Raw genomic sequence first — 14890 nt, 5'->3', positions numbered from 1 at the left:
TTTGCGGGGGAGGGGCGGGGGGATGGGGGGACCCCGGAGGTGCAGAATCGCCCTCCCGCGACTATCTTTACAAGCTGGCCGAAAAAGACGAGGATGAACCCCGTGTTCCCGCGCCTCGTCCGGGCCGCGAACCACACCTGACTACGCGTTCCATGCCGATGGCCTGATGCCGCCACGCCCACCTACAGAAATCCCGCCGCTGCGGGAAGCCTTTCAGCAGTTCATGCGGCTGATCCGGCTGATCCGCCCGTACTGGGCCCCCCTCGCCAAGGGGATGGCCCTGGGGCTGGTGCTGGGCATGATCGGCATGATCACCCCGTACCTGTCCAAGCTGCTGATCGACGAGGTGTACCCCACCCGCTCGGTCACGCTGATGCACGTGCTGGTGGCCGGCCTGCTGGCCGTCGCCGTCGCCCAGTCGGTGATGGGCGCCATCCGCGGCTACTTCACCATGTACACCACCTCGCACCTGACCAGCGCCACCGGGCTGCTCTTCTTCAACCACCTGCAGCACCTGCGCGTCCGCTTCTTCGACGAGCACCGGGTGGGCGAGATCATGAGCCGGTTCGGCGACATGCGCACCTCGCTGAACACGGTGTCGCGCGTGTTCGAGACGCTGTTCGTTAACGGCGCGTACCTGATCCTGGTTCCGCCCTTCCTCTTCCTGCTGCAGTGGAAGCTGGCCATCGTGTCGCTGATCACCGTTCCCCTGACGGTGCTGATCACCACGATGTCGGCGCGGCTGATGAGAAAGTACTGGAAGAAGAGCGCCGAGGCCTTCGCCGAGCTGGGCGCCTTCCAGGTAGAGGTGCTCAGCCACATCCGCACGCTCAAGGCGATGGGCGGCGAGCACCGGGTGTACGCCCGCGCCGAGGAGCAGGTCAAAGAAGCGCGGACCGTGCAGCTGAAGGGCGGGGGGTACAGCCAGGTGTTCGGCGCCACGAACGCCATCGTGCGGGCGCTGGGAACGGCGCTCTACACCTGGTACGCGTGGCGCCTGATCCTGGCGCAGGAGATGACGCTGGGCGACTACATCGCGTTCAGCGCCTACATCGGCTACCTGTACAACCCCATCAGCCAGATCACGGGGCTCTTCTCCGAGTTCCAGCAGTCGGCCGTGAGCCTGGGGCGCATGTTCGAGTACCTGGACTCGCCCACCGAGCAGGACCCCGCGATCTCGTACCTTCCGCCCCAGCCGCTGAAGCACGTGCTGGTGGGCGACATCCGCCTGCGCGACCTGACCTTCGGCTACACCCCGGAAAAGCCCGTGCTGCGCGGGGTGAGCATCCACTTTCCCGCAGGGATGATCACGGCGGTCGTGGGCCACAGCGGGGTGGGCAAGTCGTCCGTCCTGCGCCTGCTGACCCGTATGGAGGAGCCCGACGAGGGGCAGGTGTTCTTCGATGGCATCCCCGCCACCAGCATCGCCATCAACGACCTGCGGCGGCAGGTGTCCGTCGTCTGGCAGGAGTTCAGCCTGATGCAGGGCACCATCTGGGAAAACCTGACGCTGGGCTCGGAAAATCCCACGAGGGCCGAGGTGGACGACGCGGTGAAGCTGTGCCGGCTGGAGCCGCTGATCCGCGACCTTCCCGAGGGGTACGAGACGCCCGTGGGCGAGTGGGGATCCACCCTCTCCGGCGGCCAGCGGCAGCGGCTGTCGCTGGCCCGCGCCCTGATCCGCGGCGCCCCCGTGCTGCTGCTCGACGAGGCCACCTCCAACGTGGACATGGCCACCGAGTCGGAGATCCTTCGCGACCTGTTCGGCCGCCTGCAGGGCAAGACGATCGTCTTCGTCACCCACCGCGTGGCGACGGCGGCCATGGCCGACCAGATCATCGTGCTCGAGAAGGGCAAGGTGACCGGGTCCGGCACCCACGCCGAGCTGCTGCAGAGCAACGACGCCTACCGCCAGCTGCTGGGCGCCGGCGAGATGTCCGAAGACGGCCGGCGGCTTCGCGCCGTGGCCCCGGCCGCCCCGGCCCCAGCCCCGCGCCGTGGCCCCGGCCACGCGGTGACGCCATGAACGTGCCCAAGAAGGCCGAGAAGCCCCCGGCCACCGTGATTCCCCTGCGGCTTCCCGAGCTGCCCGACGACTGGCAGCCGGGGGCGGGGTTCGCCAAGCGCGCGGTGAGCTACACGCTGGGCTTCGTCGCGCTGCTGCTCGTTTCCGGCCTGCTGGTGTCGATGTTCGTGAGCATGGACATCACGGTGAAGACCTCGGGCGTGCTGGAGCCGGTGCAGCTGTGGCCGGTGCGCGCGCAGGCCGGCGGGGTGGTGCGCGAGGTGCTGGTGAAGACCGGCGACACGGTGGCCGCGGGGCAGCCGGTGGTGAGGCTGGACGCGTTGGCCCTGGAAACGCAGCTGGCCCAGTTGCAGGCGCAGCTGCGGTCGGCGGAGATCGACCGGGCGCGCAGCGCGGCCGCCACGCCGCTGGAGCGGGCGCAGCAGTCCGAAAAGCTCGACCGCGCCCGCGCCCGGCTGACCACCTCGCGGGCCACGCTGCTGCAGCGGATGGTGGAGCACGGACTGGGCACCAACGTCGACTCGATGCTGGCCACGCACCGGCCGGGGCAGCACGTGACGCTGGACCTGGCCGTGGGCGAGGTGCGCGGCGCCGAGGCCGAGATCCGGCTGACCGGCACGGAAACGGGAATGCTGGCGCTGCGCGGGTTCGACGAGCGCAAGACGGGAACGGAGATCGACCGGCTGCGCGCCCAGATCGCCGAGGCCCAGCAGCGCATCACCCGCAGCACGGTGCTCGCGCCCGCCGCGGGGGTGGTGCTGACCGACGACGTGGAGCGGCGGCTGCCCGGGGCGCTGGTGCAGGAAGGCGTTACGCTGCTCGAGGTGGGCGACCTGGCCGACTGGCGGGTGACCATGCTGGTGCCCGAGCGCGACGTGAACAAGATCCAGCTGGGCGACCGCGTGCGGCTGGAGGTGCAGGCCTTCCGCCAGTCGGACCGCCGCCAGCTGGAGGGCCGCGTCACCCACGTGGCGTCGGAGCCGGCAGGGTCCGGCGCGTCCGGTGCCGCGCCCGCGGCGGGGGGCGCCCCCGCGTCCGCGCCCACGGGAGGCGGCGTGTACCGCGTGGTGGCCTCGCTGGACCGCGACCAGGTGGAGCCGGGCGAGCTCGAGCGCTTTCGGCGCGGCTACAGCGTCAGCGCCAACGTGGTCACCCGGTCCGGGCGCATCCTGGAGCTGGCGTGGAACTACGTGGCCGAAAAGCTGAACCGGAAGTGAACGGCGCCGAGCAGGTGCTGGAGCGCGCGGAGCCCCCCGCCTGGGTGCGCGAGGCGCTGGGCGGGGCCACGGGGCGGGGCATTCGCGTGGCGGTGATCGACAGCGGGTGGGACCGTACGATCGGCGATCCGCGCGTGCTGCCGGGCATCTCGTTCGTGGACCCGGAGGACGATTTCGCGCTCGGGCGGAACGACGACGATCGCGACGTCCTGGGCCACGGCACCGCGTGCGTAGACCTGGTGCTGCGGGTGGCGCCGAATGCGCGGGTGGTGCCCGTCCGCGTGTTCGGCAAGCAGCTGGAAACGTCGCCGGGCACCATCCACGCCGCGCTGCTGTGGGCCATCGAGGCGGGGGTGCAGGTGATCAACGTGAGCCTGGGTACGCGGCTGGAGTACGCCCTGCACCCGCTGTACGCGGCGTGCGAACGGGCGCGCCGCGCGGGGATCATCGTCGTCACGGCGGGGCACAACGCCAACGGCTGGAGCTATCCCGCGATCTTCGAGAACGTGATCGGCGTGTCGGCGGCGAGGTTCGCCTCGCCCTACGAGTTCCGCTACCGGGCGGAGCACGCCATGGAGTGCGTGGCCTGGGGTGCGGACCAGGAAGTCACGTGGCTCGGCGGGGAGCGGATGGTGAAGCACGGCACCAGCTTCGCCGCGCCGAACGTGGCGGGCATCGTGGCGCTGATCCTGGAGGCGCACCCGGGCTCCACGATCGAGGAGGTCCGCGAGATGCTCTCCCGCTTCGCCCTGCCGTCGATCGAGCCGCCAGAGCACGATCCGTCCAAGGCAGGAGAGAGGTAGAACTTCGCTGCCGGATGGGGCTGGCTGTCGCTCATGCGTCCGGCAGCCCTCTCTCCCCGGCCCTCTCCCCCGCAAGCGGGGGAAAGGGAGAATTCGATCGCGCTTCGGCAGATTTGGTGCGCACGACGTTGAAGCCCCGAGCGGGACGCGACAGCGGCCCGAGTCGGGGCTTACCGCTTTCCGAGCGGCGGGTTCACCCGCTCAGGAGGGCCCGGCGCTTTCTTTGGGTTTGCCCCGGGCCGAGGCCCCGGCTTCCGTGCCCGCTGCCGCGTCCTGGGTTGTACGCGTCCGCGGCTGGATCCTTCGGCCCGCGAGGGATCGTGTACGGGCGAGTGTGGTGTGGCTTGGCCTCAGGATGACAGATGGTCGCGCCTGAACGGTTTCATTCGACGAGGCCCTGGTGTGTACCCCCTCTCCCACGCTGTTTGTGGGAGAGGGTGGCACGCGTGTCAGCGCGGCCGGGTGAGGGCCGCCGGGTGAGGGGCGTCAGGGCGGGTTGACGGGGATCAGCAGCACCGCTCCCGTTTCCCCCGTCTCCCGGTGCGTGCCGATGCCGGCGATGTGGCCCTGGTCGTCGATGCCCAGCGCGGCCTCGATCTGCCAGTCCTCGAACTCCCGCATCATCCGCTCGGTAAGGTAGTACAGCCGCCCCTTGCCCCAGATCACGCCGTAGGTAGGCTGCGCGGGACGGTCCGGGCGCAGCGCCGAGCCCACGACGAACGCCGAGCTGGCCACGTCGCGCACGACGACGCGCGTCCCCGGGATCACCGGCAGCCCATCCAGGTCGTCGTCGCGCTCCCACACGAACACCGGCTGCAGGTCGTTGTCGAGGATGCTGTCCTGGTCGGCGTCGCGAATGCCGAAGCCGGCCACGTGCCCCTCGCTGCTCACCGCCACCGCCTCCGCCCGGTCGCTTCCCCGCGGAAGGGGCGCTTCGGACCACTCTCCCGCGCGCCACAGCCAGACGGTGCTGCTCGTGCACCCCTCGCCGCCGCAGCCGCTGAAGCCTGTGACCGCCACCTGCCCGTCGTCGGCGATCCCCGCCGCGGCGCTGGCCTCGGCGCCGGGCGGCAGCAGCACGGTGAACGAGCCGCTCCGGGCCACGAAGGCGCGCAGGTCTGCCTGCGCGCGCCCGCGGGTGCCCGCCACGGTGCCCTCGGCGTTGATGTCGACGAACGTGTGCGGCGCCGGGTCCACGCGCCCGGTGATCCCCGTCGCCCAGCCGTAGGTGTCGGCGCCGCACGAGATTTCTCCCGCCACGTTGCCGCCCGAGATCGCGGTGGCCTCCGAGTCGCACCCGGCCGGCGCGCCCGTGTTCAGCAGGGTCCATCCGCCGCCGTTCCACTGCGCCGCCACCATCCGCCCGCCCACCTCGGCCGCGCCCACGACCAGGCGCTTGTCCACGTCCGCCGGAGTGAAGCTGGACGCGCCCGGCGGCACCCCGATCACCTGGAGGTTGTATTCGCCGGGCCGGTGCGGACCGCCGGGATTGTCGCACGCGCCCGCCACCACGGCGGCGGCAAGCACGGCGGAGAAGCGCGAACGAAGGCGGGTCATGGGATCATCGGGCTGTGGCGGTGCATCGTCTTCCTGGATCATAACGCCGGGCGCCGCGATCCGTCACGTCCGGCACTGAGAGACGGGCTCACGCGGGGACACTTCCACGTGAGCCCAATCTTCGACCGCAATCAGGCGCCGGCCGTTTCGCCCGGGCGGTAGTCGTCGCCGATCGCCGAGACGGTGATCAGCAGGGCGCTGTCCTGGTCCGCGCGGATGTCGTGCGCCTCGCCGGGGCCAAAGAAGAGCACCTGCCCCGCGCCCAGCGTGTACTCCTGCCCGTCGGTGCGAAACCGCAGCCCACCTTCCACCACCTGCAGCGTCATGGGGCTGTCGGCGTGGTGCGTGCCGATCTCGTTCCCCGACTTCATCACGGTGAGCGTAAGGCGAAAGCGGCCGCTCTTGGCCAGCGTGCGCCCCACCCGGCCGCTGCGGCTGTATGGATCTTCGGCGCGCATCGAGGCGATCTGCTCGGCAAGGTCGAAGGCCAGCACGGGTCCCGCGAGGGGGCGGTTGATGGACGACATGGGTTGCTCCGGCTCCGGTCCTGGTTGTGGTCGAAAGCTTCGTCGGCCTGACGACGCTCGCTAGAAATACGCCACGAAGCCCGTGTACCACCGGCCCTTGCCACCGTCGCCGGGCCACACGTACTCGATGGATACCGCGTCCTCGAACAGGCTGAGGCCCGCCCCGTACGAGGTGAGCCACCCGTCCGTCTCGCGCGCGCCCAGCCGCGCCAGCGCGGGCGCCGACTCGTCGTTGATGGTGGACCACCCCGCGTCGCCAGAAAGGACGAGGGCGGGGCGCAGCGGCGGGAACAGGAACACGCCCGCGCGGAGCAGCGGCTCGCTGCTGTACGGCGGCAGGTGAAGCAGCAGCCGCCCGCGCCCCAGCGCCGCCGTCGATCCGCCGAACTCGTTGCGCTCGTACCCCCGCAGCCCTTCGATCCCGCCGAAGCGGTACAGGAACTGGGCGGGCGCCCGCCCGGCGATGGTCCCCGCGTCCGCCCGGCCGATGGCGGTGACGTACCTCGACGGGAAGCGCACGGAGAGCAGCGCCTGCGCCCGCGTGATGCCGAAGTCGCCGAACCCCTGGTCGGCGGTGAGCTGCGCGACCAGGCCGCTCCCCACGCCGAAGGAGCCGGTGCCGCGGGCGTAGCGGAGCATCGCCTCCGCCGCCGCGTGCGTGCCGGGCTCCGCGGCCGCCACGGACGGAAACTCGGCCGCCGTGCCGAACACGTACGAGTCGGTGTTCACCGTCACCGAGTCGTGCCGCTCCCAGCGCCCGCCCAGGCGCGCCGTCCAGCGGTCTCGCCGGCGCGTGGCGAAGGCCTCGGCGCCCAGCGCGTCGTAGTAGTCGCGCACGTCGTACCCGGCCAGCGCGGCGGTCAGCGCGTGCCCCAGCTCCCACTGCAGCGGCGGGCGGAACGACGTCATGTCGCGCAGCCGCCGGTAGCCGCCCACCACGGCGCCGTAGCGCGGGCCCAGCGGCACCGTTCCCTGTCCCGGGTGCCAGCGGAACGAAAGCTCGCCGCGCGGCACGCCCTCGCTGAACGCGTAGCCGGCGTGCGCGTACACGTCCCAGTCGCGGCGCTCGGGGTTTCGCGGGGTGATGACGGTGCCCAGCCCCAGGAACGGGCCTTCCACCCGGTTGTAGCGGAACAGGTGCCCGCTCTGCTCGTAGCGGAGTGCCGCCTGCACGCCGCGGGTGCTGCCCGGCGGGCGTACCTGGGCGCGCAGGTCCGCGAAGTCGGCGACGTCCGTGGCGTCGGTATCGTCGCCCACGCCGCGCCATCCCGCGAACGCACCATCCACCAGCCGCCACACCAGGCGCGAGCCGCGGGCCTCCGGGGTCCATCCCGTGTTCAGGTCGAAGTTGGAAAGCACCGTCACCAGCCGCACGGCCGCCGTGCCCCCCAGCAGCGGCGAGCCGATCTGGATCTCGCGCCGCTGGCGCACCGGCAGCCAGTACTGCCCCTCCACCAGCGCGCTCTCCAGCTCGAAGAACAATCCCGTCTCGGTAACCATGAAGCGCCCGCTGTGCTCCACGAACCCGAAGCGGGCGCGGGCGATGGCGGCGCGGTCCACGTCCACGAAGAAGGTTCCCGCCACCACGCGGTGGGTTCCCGCGCGCTCCAGCGCGTCGCCGCGGGGCCGCACGCGCACGGGCACCAGGGTCAGCCGTCCCTCCTGGGTGGTGACGCGAACGGTGTCGCCCGTCTCGTAGTGGTAGAAGTCGATGCCCCGGAACGAGAAGGGGTGGATGGCCTGCGCCAGCGGCGCCCGCGCGTTGGGCGCGGCCGCCAGGGAGAAGACGGTGATGGTGTTGCCGTACAGGTGCGGGATGATCCACGGCGCCTCGAGCAGCGACCCGATGGTGTACGGCGTGGGCGCCAGCAGCTTGATCCGGTGCCCGCTGATGGTCTGCTCCACCGCGCCGCTCTCGTTCCAGCGCACCGCACCCGCCACCTCGTCGACGGTCACCGGCAGCTCCGCGGCGTCGGTGGTGTCGGAGGCCAGCGACAGGTAGATGGCGGCGCGCATGTCGGCGCGGTAGTCGTCCAGCGCGGCGGGCACGGCGCTGCCGGAGCGGATCACGCGGTTCACCAGCTCGCGCGTGCCCGGTGCGTCGAAGATGCTGTCCGCCAGCGGCTCGCTGCCCGGGCCCGGAATCCACGGCGTGGTGTCCAGCGGCCGCACGTCACCGGGAATGCGGATGCGAACGCTGTCGCGGGGAGCGCGCCCCGAGTCTGCCGGCGCGCCCCTGCGCACGCTGTCGCGCGGCGTGCCGATGCGAAGGGTGTCGCGCTGGGCTGCGACGCAAGGCGCCACGCCCAGGACGAGCGCCGCGCACAGGAACATGCGGAGCTTCATGGAATCCTGCCGATTTCCGTGCACGCCCCCACGGCGTGCTCACCGGTGAATCGGCAAGCGCCGCGCCACGCCTGGATATGGCGGCGAAAGCGGCCCCCTCGGCGTGTCGGGAACTCCCCCTACACACGTTCCCTCTTTCCGGATGCCGCGGCGCGCGATTGTCCACTATCATCCAAGTCATTGCCAAACGGCGGGTTGCGGCGCCTGGCCAGCGCTGACCCATGACCTGCGACGGTAAAGGATTGATGATGGATCGAAAGACGGTGCTGGTGGTGGACGATCACGCGCCCACGCGGCAGGCGTACGCCGCGTTCCTGCTGGACTGCGGATACCACGTGCTGGAAGCGGCGCACGGGGGCGAAGCGATTCTTCACATGTACACGCACCGGCCCGACGTGGTCCTGATGGACATCATGATGCCGGGGCTGGATGGGGTAGACACGGCCCTGTCGCTGCGCGAGCGCTGGCCGGCCGCCCGCATGCCGATCGTGGCGGTCACGGGCTCCCAGTCTGCCATCGAGCAGGAGCGGATGCGCGGCCTGTGCTCGGCGGTGCTCCTGAAGCCCTGCCCGCCGGACGTCATCGCCTCCCACGTGAAGACGCTGGTGGACGCGGCGGCCTGAGCCGGAAAACTGAATGGATGAAGCCCTCTCCCGATCGCGTCGGGGGAGGGCTTCGGATTATCCAGCTCCTCGGGGCAGAGATCCGTCCTGACCTCGCCGGTCTCTCCCATGCAGGCAGCGAGGGCAAGACAAACCGCAAGTGCGGCCCTGGCGTGACCGTTGCATTCGACGCTCTCTAGCTCCGGGGAGCATCGAACACCGGTGTGTGCATTTGGCGCGGATCTCCCACCGGACATCCTCACTCAACGATCCACCTTTCGCCTGCTCGGCCTCGCCGTCGCGCTGGCGTTCGCAAGCTCACCTGCCGGCGCGCCGCTGGCGGCACACCCTGCCATCCGCATGAGGAGACTCGCCATGTCACGCTGGATCGTTTGCCTCCCGTTGATGGTGAGCGCCTGTGCGACCACCACCGGCACGGAGCCCGTGGCCGGCCCACGTTTGGAGATGCCCCGCATCAATACCGAGGTTGCGGGCGTCAAAATAGTGCATGAGAGCATGAGCGCCCCGCTGACTCTCCCGGTGCCACGGGCGCAGGCATGGAACGGTCTGCGCGCGGCGTTCGACTCGGTGGGACTGACGGTGCGGAACCGGGACGAGGATGCCGGCATTTTGGGCTCGGGAAACCAGACGGTGAACGGGCGCTTGAAAGGAGTGCGGCTGTCGCGCCTACTGAACTGCGGTACCAGCCGAGGCCTGGACAACGCAGATTTCTACGAGGTGGAGATCGTCGTCACATCGCAGGTCACGCCCGTGGGAGATTCTGCCACGTCGCTCGCGACGGCCGTGCAGGGTTGGGCGAAGCCGCGCGGCACTGCGGGCAGCAACCGCCTCACCTGCAGCACCACGGGCGTGCTGGAGACCCGAATCGCCGAGATCGTGCGTGCAGCCCCCGCGTGAGGACAAGGTCCATCGTGGCTGTAAGGCTCCCAGTCGCCCATCGAGCAGGAGCGGATGCTGCCCCGGACGTAATCGCCTCGCACGTCCGCTCCCTGGTGCACGCGGCGGCCTGAGCCGGAAAAATGAACGGACGAAGCCCTCTCCCGATCGCGTCGGGAGAGGGCTTTTTCGCTGGCGACGTGGGCCGTCAGCGGCGCAGGAGGATCCGCGTGGGGGCGGCCATGAAGGCGGCCGCCTCCTCGCCGCTGGCCGCGTCCAGCACCGCCCAGAGCGAGTCGCGGGCCGCGGAGGGGCGGTGCAGCGCCACGATGGTGAAGGGCGCGCCCGAGCAGCTCCACCCCGCCGGCTTGCCGACGCGCAGGCAGGGGCTCAGGAGATCGCCCGGCGACGCCAGTGCCAGCACCGGAACCTCGCCCGCGCGGGCCGCGAGCACGAACCGCACACGGCCGCCCGCCGGAGAGGCGATCGCGAGGGGGTGGAGGTCGACGGCCGTGATCGGGTTCCCCTTCTGCTTCTCTCCGGCCAGGTGCCTGCCGACCAGCGACGACCGCGGGGGCAGTACCTTGCCCCCGGCGTCGGAGGGCCTGTCCAGGTCTGCCGAGTCCAGCTGCGCCATCGCGGGAAGCCGGCGCGCGGCCACCCAGTGTCCCGCCGGGGGCTTTTTCCAGGCGGGGGCTTCGCGCGTGCGGACCAGGTACCACCCGGTGCCCAGCAGCACCAGCCACGCGGCGATCGCCACGAGCACCAGGCTAGGCCTTGGCATACGTCACCTCCTCGTCGCCCAGCAGCTGGTTGTTCACCGTCAGCCGGTTCCAGATCGCCCGCTCCTCGACCGAATCGAGGGGAAGGGAAAGGTGCAGCGACTCGAGGACGTCGAAGCGGAACAGGTCTACCGTGGCGCGCACGGCCTCGCCGTACATGCGCAGGTTGGCGACGGTGGCGCGGTAGAACAGGACGGCGCCCAAGGGCAGCGCCAGGCCGGTCAGCACCAGGAGGGGCACGCTGTGGCCGCGTTCAGCCACGGCGAGGGCCCACAGGGACCCCAGCCCGCACGCCACGGCCATGGACACCGACACGTCCAGCTTGAGCCGCGCCTCTTCCAGGATGGGCCGGAACCTGTCGTCCGCGGCGGCGGCACGCTGCAGGTGCAGCCAGAACACCTCCGGGTCCATCCGGTAGCGGGTGAGCGCGTAGTCGCGGTACAGCTCGGCCACGTTCGCCATCCGGGTAGGGCCCACGACGGACAGGTTCACCGGGAACCGCGCCCGGCGCACGGACAGGGTGCGGTTCAGCGCGTTTTCCGCGCGCGCCCGGGCCGAGGTGGCCATCGACTCGAACCGCACGTGCAGCCGGTCCATCCCGGGCCCGGCGGGCCCCGCGGCCATCTCCGTTTCCAGTGCCGTGCACAGTTGGTCCAGCACCGGCGGGTTCACCGGCTCCAATCCCCAGACGCGCTGCTGAAGGTGGTCGAACGCGGCAACCAGGGCCGGGGACGGCTCGACGGGGGGAGCGTCCGTCCTGGAGCTTCCCTGCTGGCGAGCGGCGAGCAGGCGGTCCATCCAGGTGAGGGTCGCGGGCTCCGGCTCCGGGTCCGGTTCGGCCGCCTCGGCGGGCGGCGGTGCAGCGGGGCGCATGAGCCCCGTCGCCGCCCGGCGCACCTGGTCCAGCAGCGTTGCGGGCGCGGCGGGGGCGGGTTCCGGTTCGGGCTCCGCTTCCGCCGGCAGCAGGGGCTCCGGGTGAAGCGTGCGATAGTTGAACGCGCGGTCCCCGCACGCGGTTACGTCGGCCTCGAGCGATTGCAGCTGCCGCTGCTGCCGCTGAACCAGGAGGTCGTGCAGCGGGCGCGGAAAGGCGGCACCCTGCAGCAGCGCGCGAAACCAGGGAGCCGCGCTCCAGTACACGAACCCGACCATCGCCACCACGGTCAGCAGCACGCCCGAGGCGAACGCCTGCCGCGTCGCGTCCAGCGCGCGAAAGCCGCTCACCTGCTGGTGGACCCACCGCGAGGTGTCGTTCCCCGCCAGCACCGATACGCCCGCAAGAAAGAGCACGGGAAAGAAGCCGGCCAGGAAGTACGTCTTTCCGAACAGCCCCGTAACGCGCTCGATGATGCTGCCTAGCCCCGGGATCATGGGACGGCCCGCCTCAGGCGCAGCGGACGGGCGAGCCGCAGAAGCGGCACGCAGCGCCCTTGTGGCCTTTGTGCCTGTGTAGTCCCGTGCACCGGCAGACGGAACCGGAGTTCCGGATCTCGGCCGCGAGCCGCTCGTGGCGGGTCACGAGCGTCACCGTCGCGGGCATGCGGGGTCCGCGCGCGGGGGGCGGCCCATAGCCGATTGCCTCCTCGCCGAAATCATCGTCGCCAAAATCATCGTCGCCAAAATCATCGTCGCCGGAATCCGCCGTGGCTTCGGGGAGCACGATGCCGTAGCTGGCGCCGGCGTCGTCCAGGGCGCCCTCCCAGCCCTCCAGTTCGGCCTGCGCCGCGTGCAGCGGAGTGCCCTGGACCTGCCCGATGCGCTCGATTCCCTGGTCGAAGGCGGCATCCAGGTCGGTGTTGCGGACGAGAAACGGCTCGCCCCCGGCGCGCATGACGATGGCGGCGTGCGCGCCGGAATCGGCCATGCGGTCGAACGCGTCTCCCAGCGATTTCGAGCCAGGGATGAGGGGAAGCTCTATGCGGTCCATGGGCGTGGCGGGGAGGATGGACGGAAAGGGAGAGGCAGCCATCCACACGTTACACAGGCGCCCTTCGCCGTGCAATGGAAAAGCGCGCGCGACGCGCCACGGCGCGCCAGCCCGGGCCACCTGCGACAGGGCCCTCCCGTCGGGAGGGCCCTGGGTGTTCGAGACGATTCGTGCCCGGCTACGGCTCAGCCCGTGGGCGTCGTCGTCTCCTCCGGGGATTCCGAGGCGGACGCTTCCGCCGGCTCGTCCGCCGATGCTTCGGGCGTGGCGCCCGGGGCGGCCGGGGCCGCGTCCAGCCCCGTTTCCATCAGCCCGGCGACGAGCTGGGTGAAGCGGACGGGGTCGTGCGGCTCGCTCCCCTCGGCCAGGAGCGACCATCCCAGCAGCAGCTCGCCGTAGTCGCCCACCACCGCGTCGTTGGGGTCGGCGTCGAAGCGGCGGCGCAGCCCCTGCACCAGCGGGTGCCCCGCGTTCAGCTCCAGGATGCGGCGCTGGCGCACTCCGTCGCGGCCCTGCGAAAGCAGCCGCTCCAGCTGCGGCGAGTAGTCGTGGTCCGAGACGACGAGCACGGCGGGCGACTTGGTCAGGCGGCCGGAAAGCCGGACTTCCTTCACCCACTTCTCCAGGCGCTTCTGCAGGGTGCCCAGGAAGGGCTCGAACTCCTTCTTCTGCTCCTCGCCCTCTTCCTTCTTTTCGCCCGCCTCCAGCTCCACCGCGCCCTTGCCGGCCGAGCGCAGGCGCTTGCCCTCGTACTCCGTCACCGACTGCACCACCAGCTCGTCGACGGGGTCGGTCAGGTACAGCACCTCCCAGCCGCGGTCGCGGAAGGTTTCCAGCGCGGGCGAGTTCTCGATCTGCTCGCGCGAGGTGCCCGTCAGGTACCAGATGTCCGCCTGGCCCTCGGGCATGCGCTCCACGTACTCCTTGAGCGTGGTCAGCGCCTCGGCCTCGCGCGACGAGCCCAGAAGCAGCAGTCCCAGCAGCGTGTCGCGGTTCTCGTAGTCGCTGTCCACGCCCTCCTTGACCGCCCGCCCCAGCTCGCGCCAGAAGGTCTCGTACTTCGCGCGCTCGTTCTCGAGCATCTTCTTGAGCGTGTCGAGCACCTTCCTGGTGAGCGCGCGGCGGATCTGCCGGACGTGCCGGTCGCTCTGCAGCATCTCGCGCGACACGTTCAGCGGCAGGTCGGGCGAGTCGACGGCGCCGCGCACCCAGCGCAGCCAGCGCGGCAGCAGCTCCTCGCTGTTCTCGCGCACCAGCATCCGCTTGACGTACAGCCGCAGGTTGGGCTTGAACCCGGGGTAGTACATGTCGGTGGCGGCGCGCGACGGCAGGAAGAGCACGGCCTGGTACTCCACCAGCCCCTCGGCGCGGGTGTGGATGGTTTCCAGCGGCTCCGACCAGTCGTGCGAAATCTGCTTGTAGAAGTCCGCGTACTCCTCCTGGGTCACCTCCGCCGGGGGGCGCGACCAGATGGGCTTCATGGAGTTGAGCGGCTTTTCCGGCTCCGGCGTCTCACCCTCGGGCACCTCTTCCGGCTTTTCGGCCGGCAGGATGATGGGATAGGTGATGAAGTCCGCATGCTGGCGGACGATGCGCGAAAGCACCCAGCGGTCGGCGTAGTCCTCGATGCCGTTCTCGCTGTCCACCGCCTTCAGGTGAAGCGTGATGGTGGTGCCGGGCCGGTCGCGCTCGGCCTCGGTGACGGTGAACGAGCCGTCTCCCGCCGACTCCCAGCGCACGGCCTCGTCCGTTCCGGCCTTGCGCGTCACCAGCTCCACGCGATGGGCCACCATGAACGACGAGTAGAAGCCCACGCCGAACTGGCCGATGAGGTTGGCGGCGCCGTCCTGCTCCTTGAGCTGCTCCAGCGCCTCGCGCGTGCCCGAGCGGGCGATGGTGCCGATGTTCCGCACCACCTCGTCGCGCGTCATGCCGATGCCGTCGTCCTCGATGGTGAGGGTGCGGTTCTCCTTGTCGGGCACCAGGCGAATCTGGGGCTCGTGCCCTTCGGGGAGGAGCTCGGAATTGGTGAGCGCCTCGAACCGGAGCCGGTCGATGGCGTCGGACGCGTTGGACACCAGCTCGCGAAGGAAGATCTCCTTGTCGGTGTACAGCGAGTGGATCACCAGGTCGAGGAGCCGCTGCACCTCGGCCTGGAAGGCGAACTGCTGGGCCTGCTCGGGCACGCTATCCTCCTGTGGGCTGC

Annotated in this window: 12 protein-coding genes; 5 read left to right on the top strand and 7 right to left on the bottom strand. The window is 70.7% G+C overall.

What is annotated here, in order from left to right:
- Positions 1-166: 166 nt before the first annotated feature.
- The 3 genes from VGB24_RS23605 to VGB24_RS23595 are packed head-to-tail and all read left to right on the top strand — an operon-like array spanning position 167 to position 4046.
- Positions 167-2026 carry a peptidase domain-containing ABC transporter gene (locus tag VGB24_RS23605; RefSeq protein ID WP_331075388.1) on the top strand — a complete coding sequence of 620 codons (1860 nt, stop codon included), beginning with the start codon at positions 167-169 and terminating at the stop codon, positions 2024-2026.
- Positions 2023-3243 (top strand): HlyD family secretion protein, encoded by a 1221-nt coding sequence (locus VGB24_RS23600; RefSeq protein WP_331075387.1) that lies wholly within the window; start codon positions 2023-2025, stop codon positions 3241-3243. Before VGB24_RS23605 ends, VGB24_RS23600 begins: the two co-directional genes overlap by 4 nt.
- A complete protein-coding gene (locus tag VGB24_RS23595; protein WP_331075386.1) occupies positions 3240-4046 on the top strand; it encodes a S8 family peptidase in 807 nt (268 codons plus the stop codon). The genes VGB24_RS23600 and VGB24_RS23595 overlap by 4 nt, the downstream gene beginning before the upstream one ends.
- Positions 4047-4532: 486 nt before the next feature.
- Here the strand turns inward: VGB24_RS23595 and VGB24_RS23590 are convergent, their stop codons facing one another.
- The 3 genes from VGB24_RS23590 to VGB24_RS23580 form a co-directional block, all read right to left on the bottom strand.
- Positions 4533-5603: a hypothetical protein gene (locus tag VGB24_RS23590; RefSeq protein WP_331075385.1), complete on the bottom strand. Its 1071-nt coding sequence runs from the start codon at positions 5601-5603 to the stop codon at positions 4533-4535.
- A 131-nt stretch (positions 5604-5734) separates the two neighbouring features.
- Positions 5735-6130 carry a cupin domain-containing protein gene (locus VGB24_RS23585; RefSeq protein ID WP_331075384.1) on the bottom strand — a complete coding sequence of 132 codons (396 nt, stop codon included), beginning with the start codon at positions 6128-6130 and terminating at the stop codon, positions 5735-5737.
- 60 nt (positions 6131-6190) lie between these two features.
- Positions 6191-8476, bottom strand: a complete 2286-nt coding sequence (locus VGB24_RS23580; protein ID WP_331075383.1) for a hypothetical protein — start codon at positions 8474-8476, stop codon at positions 6191-6193.
- A gap of 221 nt (positions 8477-8697) precedes the next feature.
- On the opposite strand from VGB24_RS23580, the gene VGB24_RS23575 reads away from it, so the two are divergent.
- Together VGB24_RS23575 and VGB24_RS23570 are read left to right on the top strand one after the other, a co-directional pair.
- Positions 8698-9099, top strand: a complete 402-nt coding sequence (locus VGB24_RS23575; RefSeq protein WP_331075382.1) for a response regulator — start codon at positions 8698-8700, stop codon at positions 9097-9099.
- A gap of 354 nt (positions 9100-9453) precedes the next feature.
- The gene (locus VGB24_RS23570; protein ID WP_331075381.1) at positions 9454-9996 is read left to right on the top strand and encodes a hypothetical protein; all 543 of its coding nucleotides are present in this window, start codon (positions 9454-9456) and stop codon (positions 9994-9996) included.
- 187 nt (positions 9997-10183) lie between these two features.
- Here VGB24_RS23570 and VGB24_RS23565 read toward each other — a convergent pair whose 3' ends face one another.
- The 4 genes from VGB24_RS23565 to htpG form a co-directional block, all read right to left on the bottom strand.
- Entirely contained in the window at positions 10184-10759 is a 576-nt protein-coding gene (locus VGB24_RS23565) for a hypothetical protein (protein ID WP_331075380.1), read from the bottom strand.
- A complete protein-coding gene (locus VGB24_RS23560) occupies positions 10746-12128 on the bottom strand; it encodes a hypothetical protein (RefSeq protein ID WP_331075379.1) in 1383 nt (460 codons plus the stop codon). The genes VGB24_RS23565 and VGB24_RS23560 overlap by 14 nt, the downstream gene beginning before the upstream one ends.
- 13 nt (positions 12129-12141) lie before the next feature.
- Positions 12142-12726, bottom strand: coding sequence for a hypothetical protein (locus tag VGB24_RS23555; protein WP_331075378.1), 585 nt, complete (start codon positions 12724-12726; stop codon positions 12142-12144).
- Positions 12727-12869: 143 nt separating this feature from the next.
- The gene (htpG, locus tag VGB24_RS23550) at positions 12870-14870 is read right to left on the bottom strand and encodes a molecular chaperone HtpG (protein ID WP_331075377.1); all 2001 of its coding nucleotides are present in this window, start codon (positions 14868-14870) and stop codon (positions 12870-12872) included.
- Positions 14871-14890 lie beyond the last annotated feature (20 nt).

Origin of the sequence: Longimicrobium sp., from assembly GCF_036399935.1 — a bacterium.
In the GTDB taxonomy this organism is placed as follows: domain Bacteria; phylum Gemmatimonadota; class Gemmatimonadetes; order Longimicrobiales; family Longimicrobiaceae; genus Longimicrobium.
This window is presented reverse-complemented; position numbering and strand designations above follow the sequence as displayed.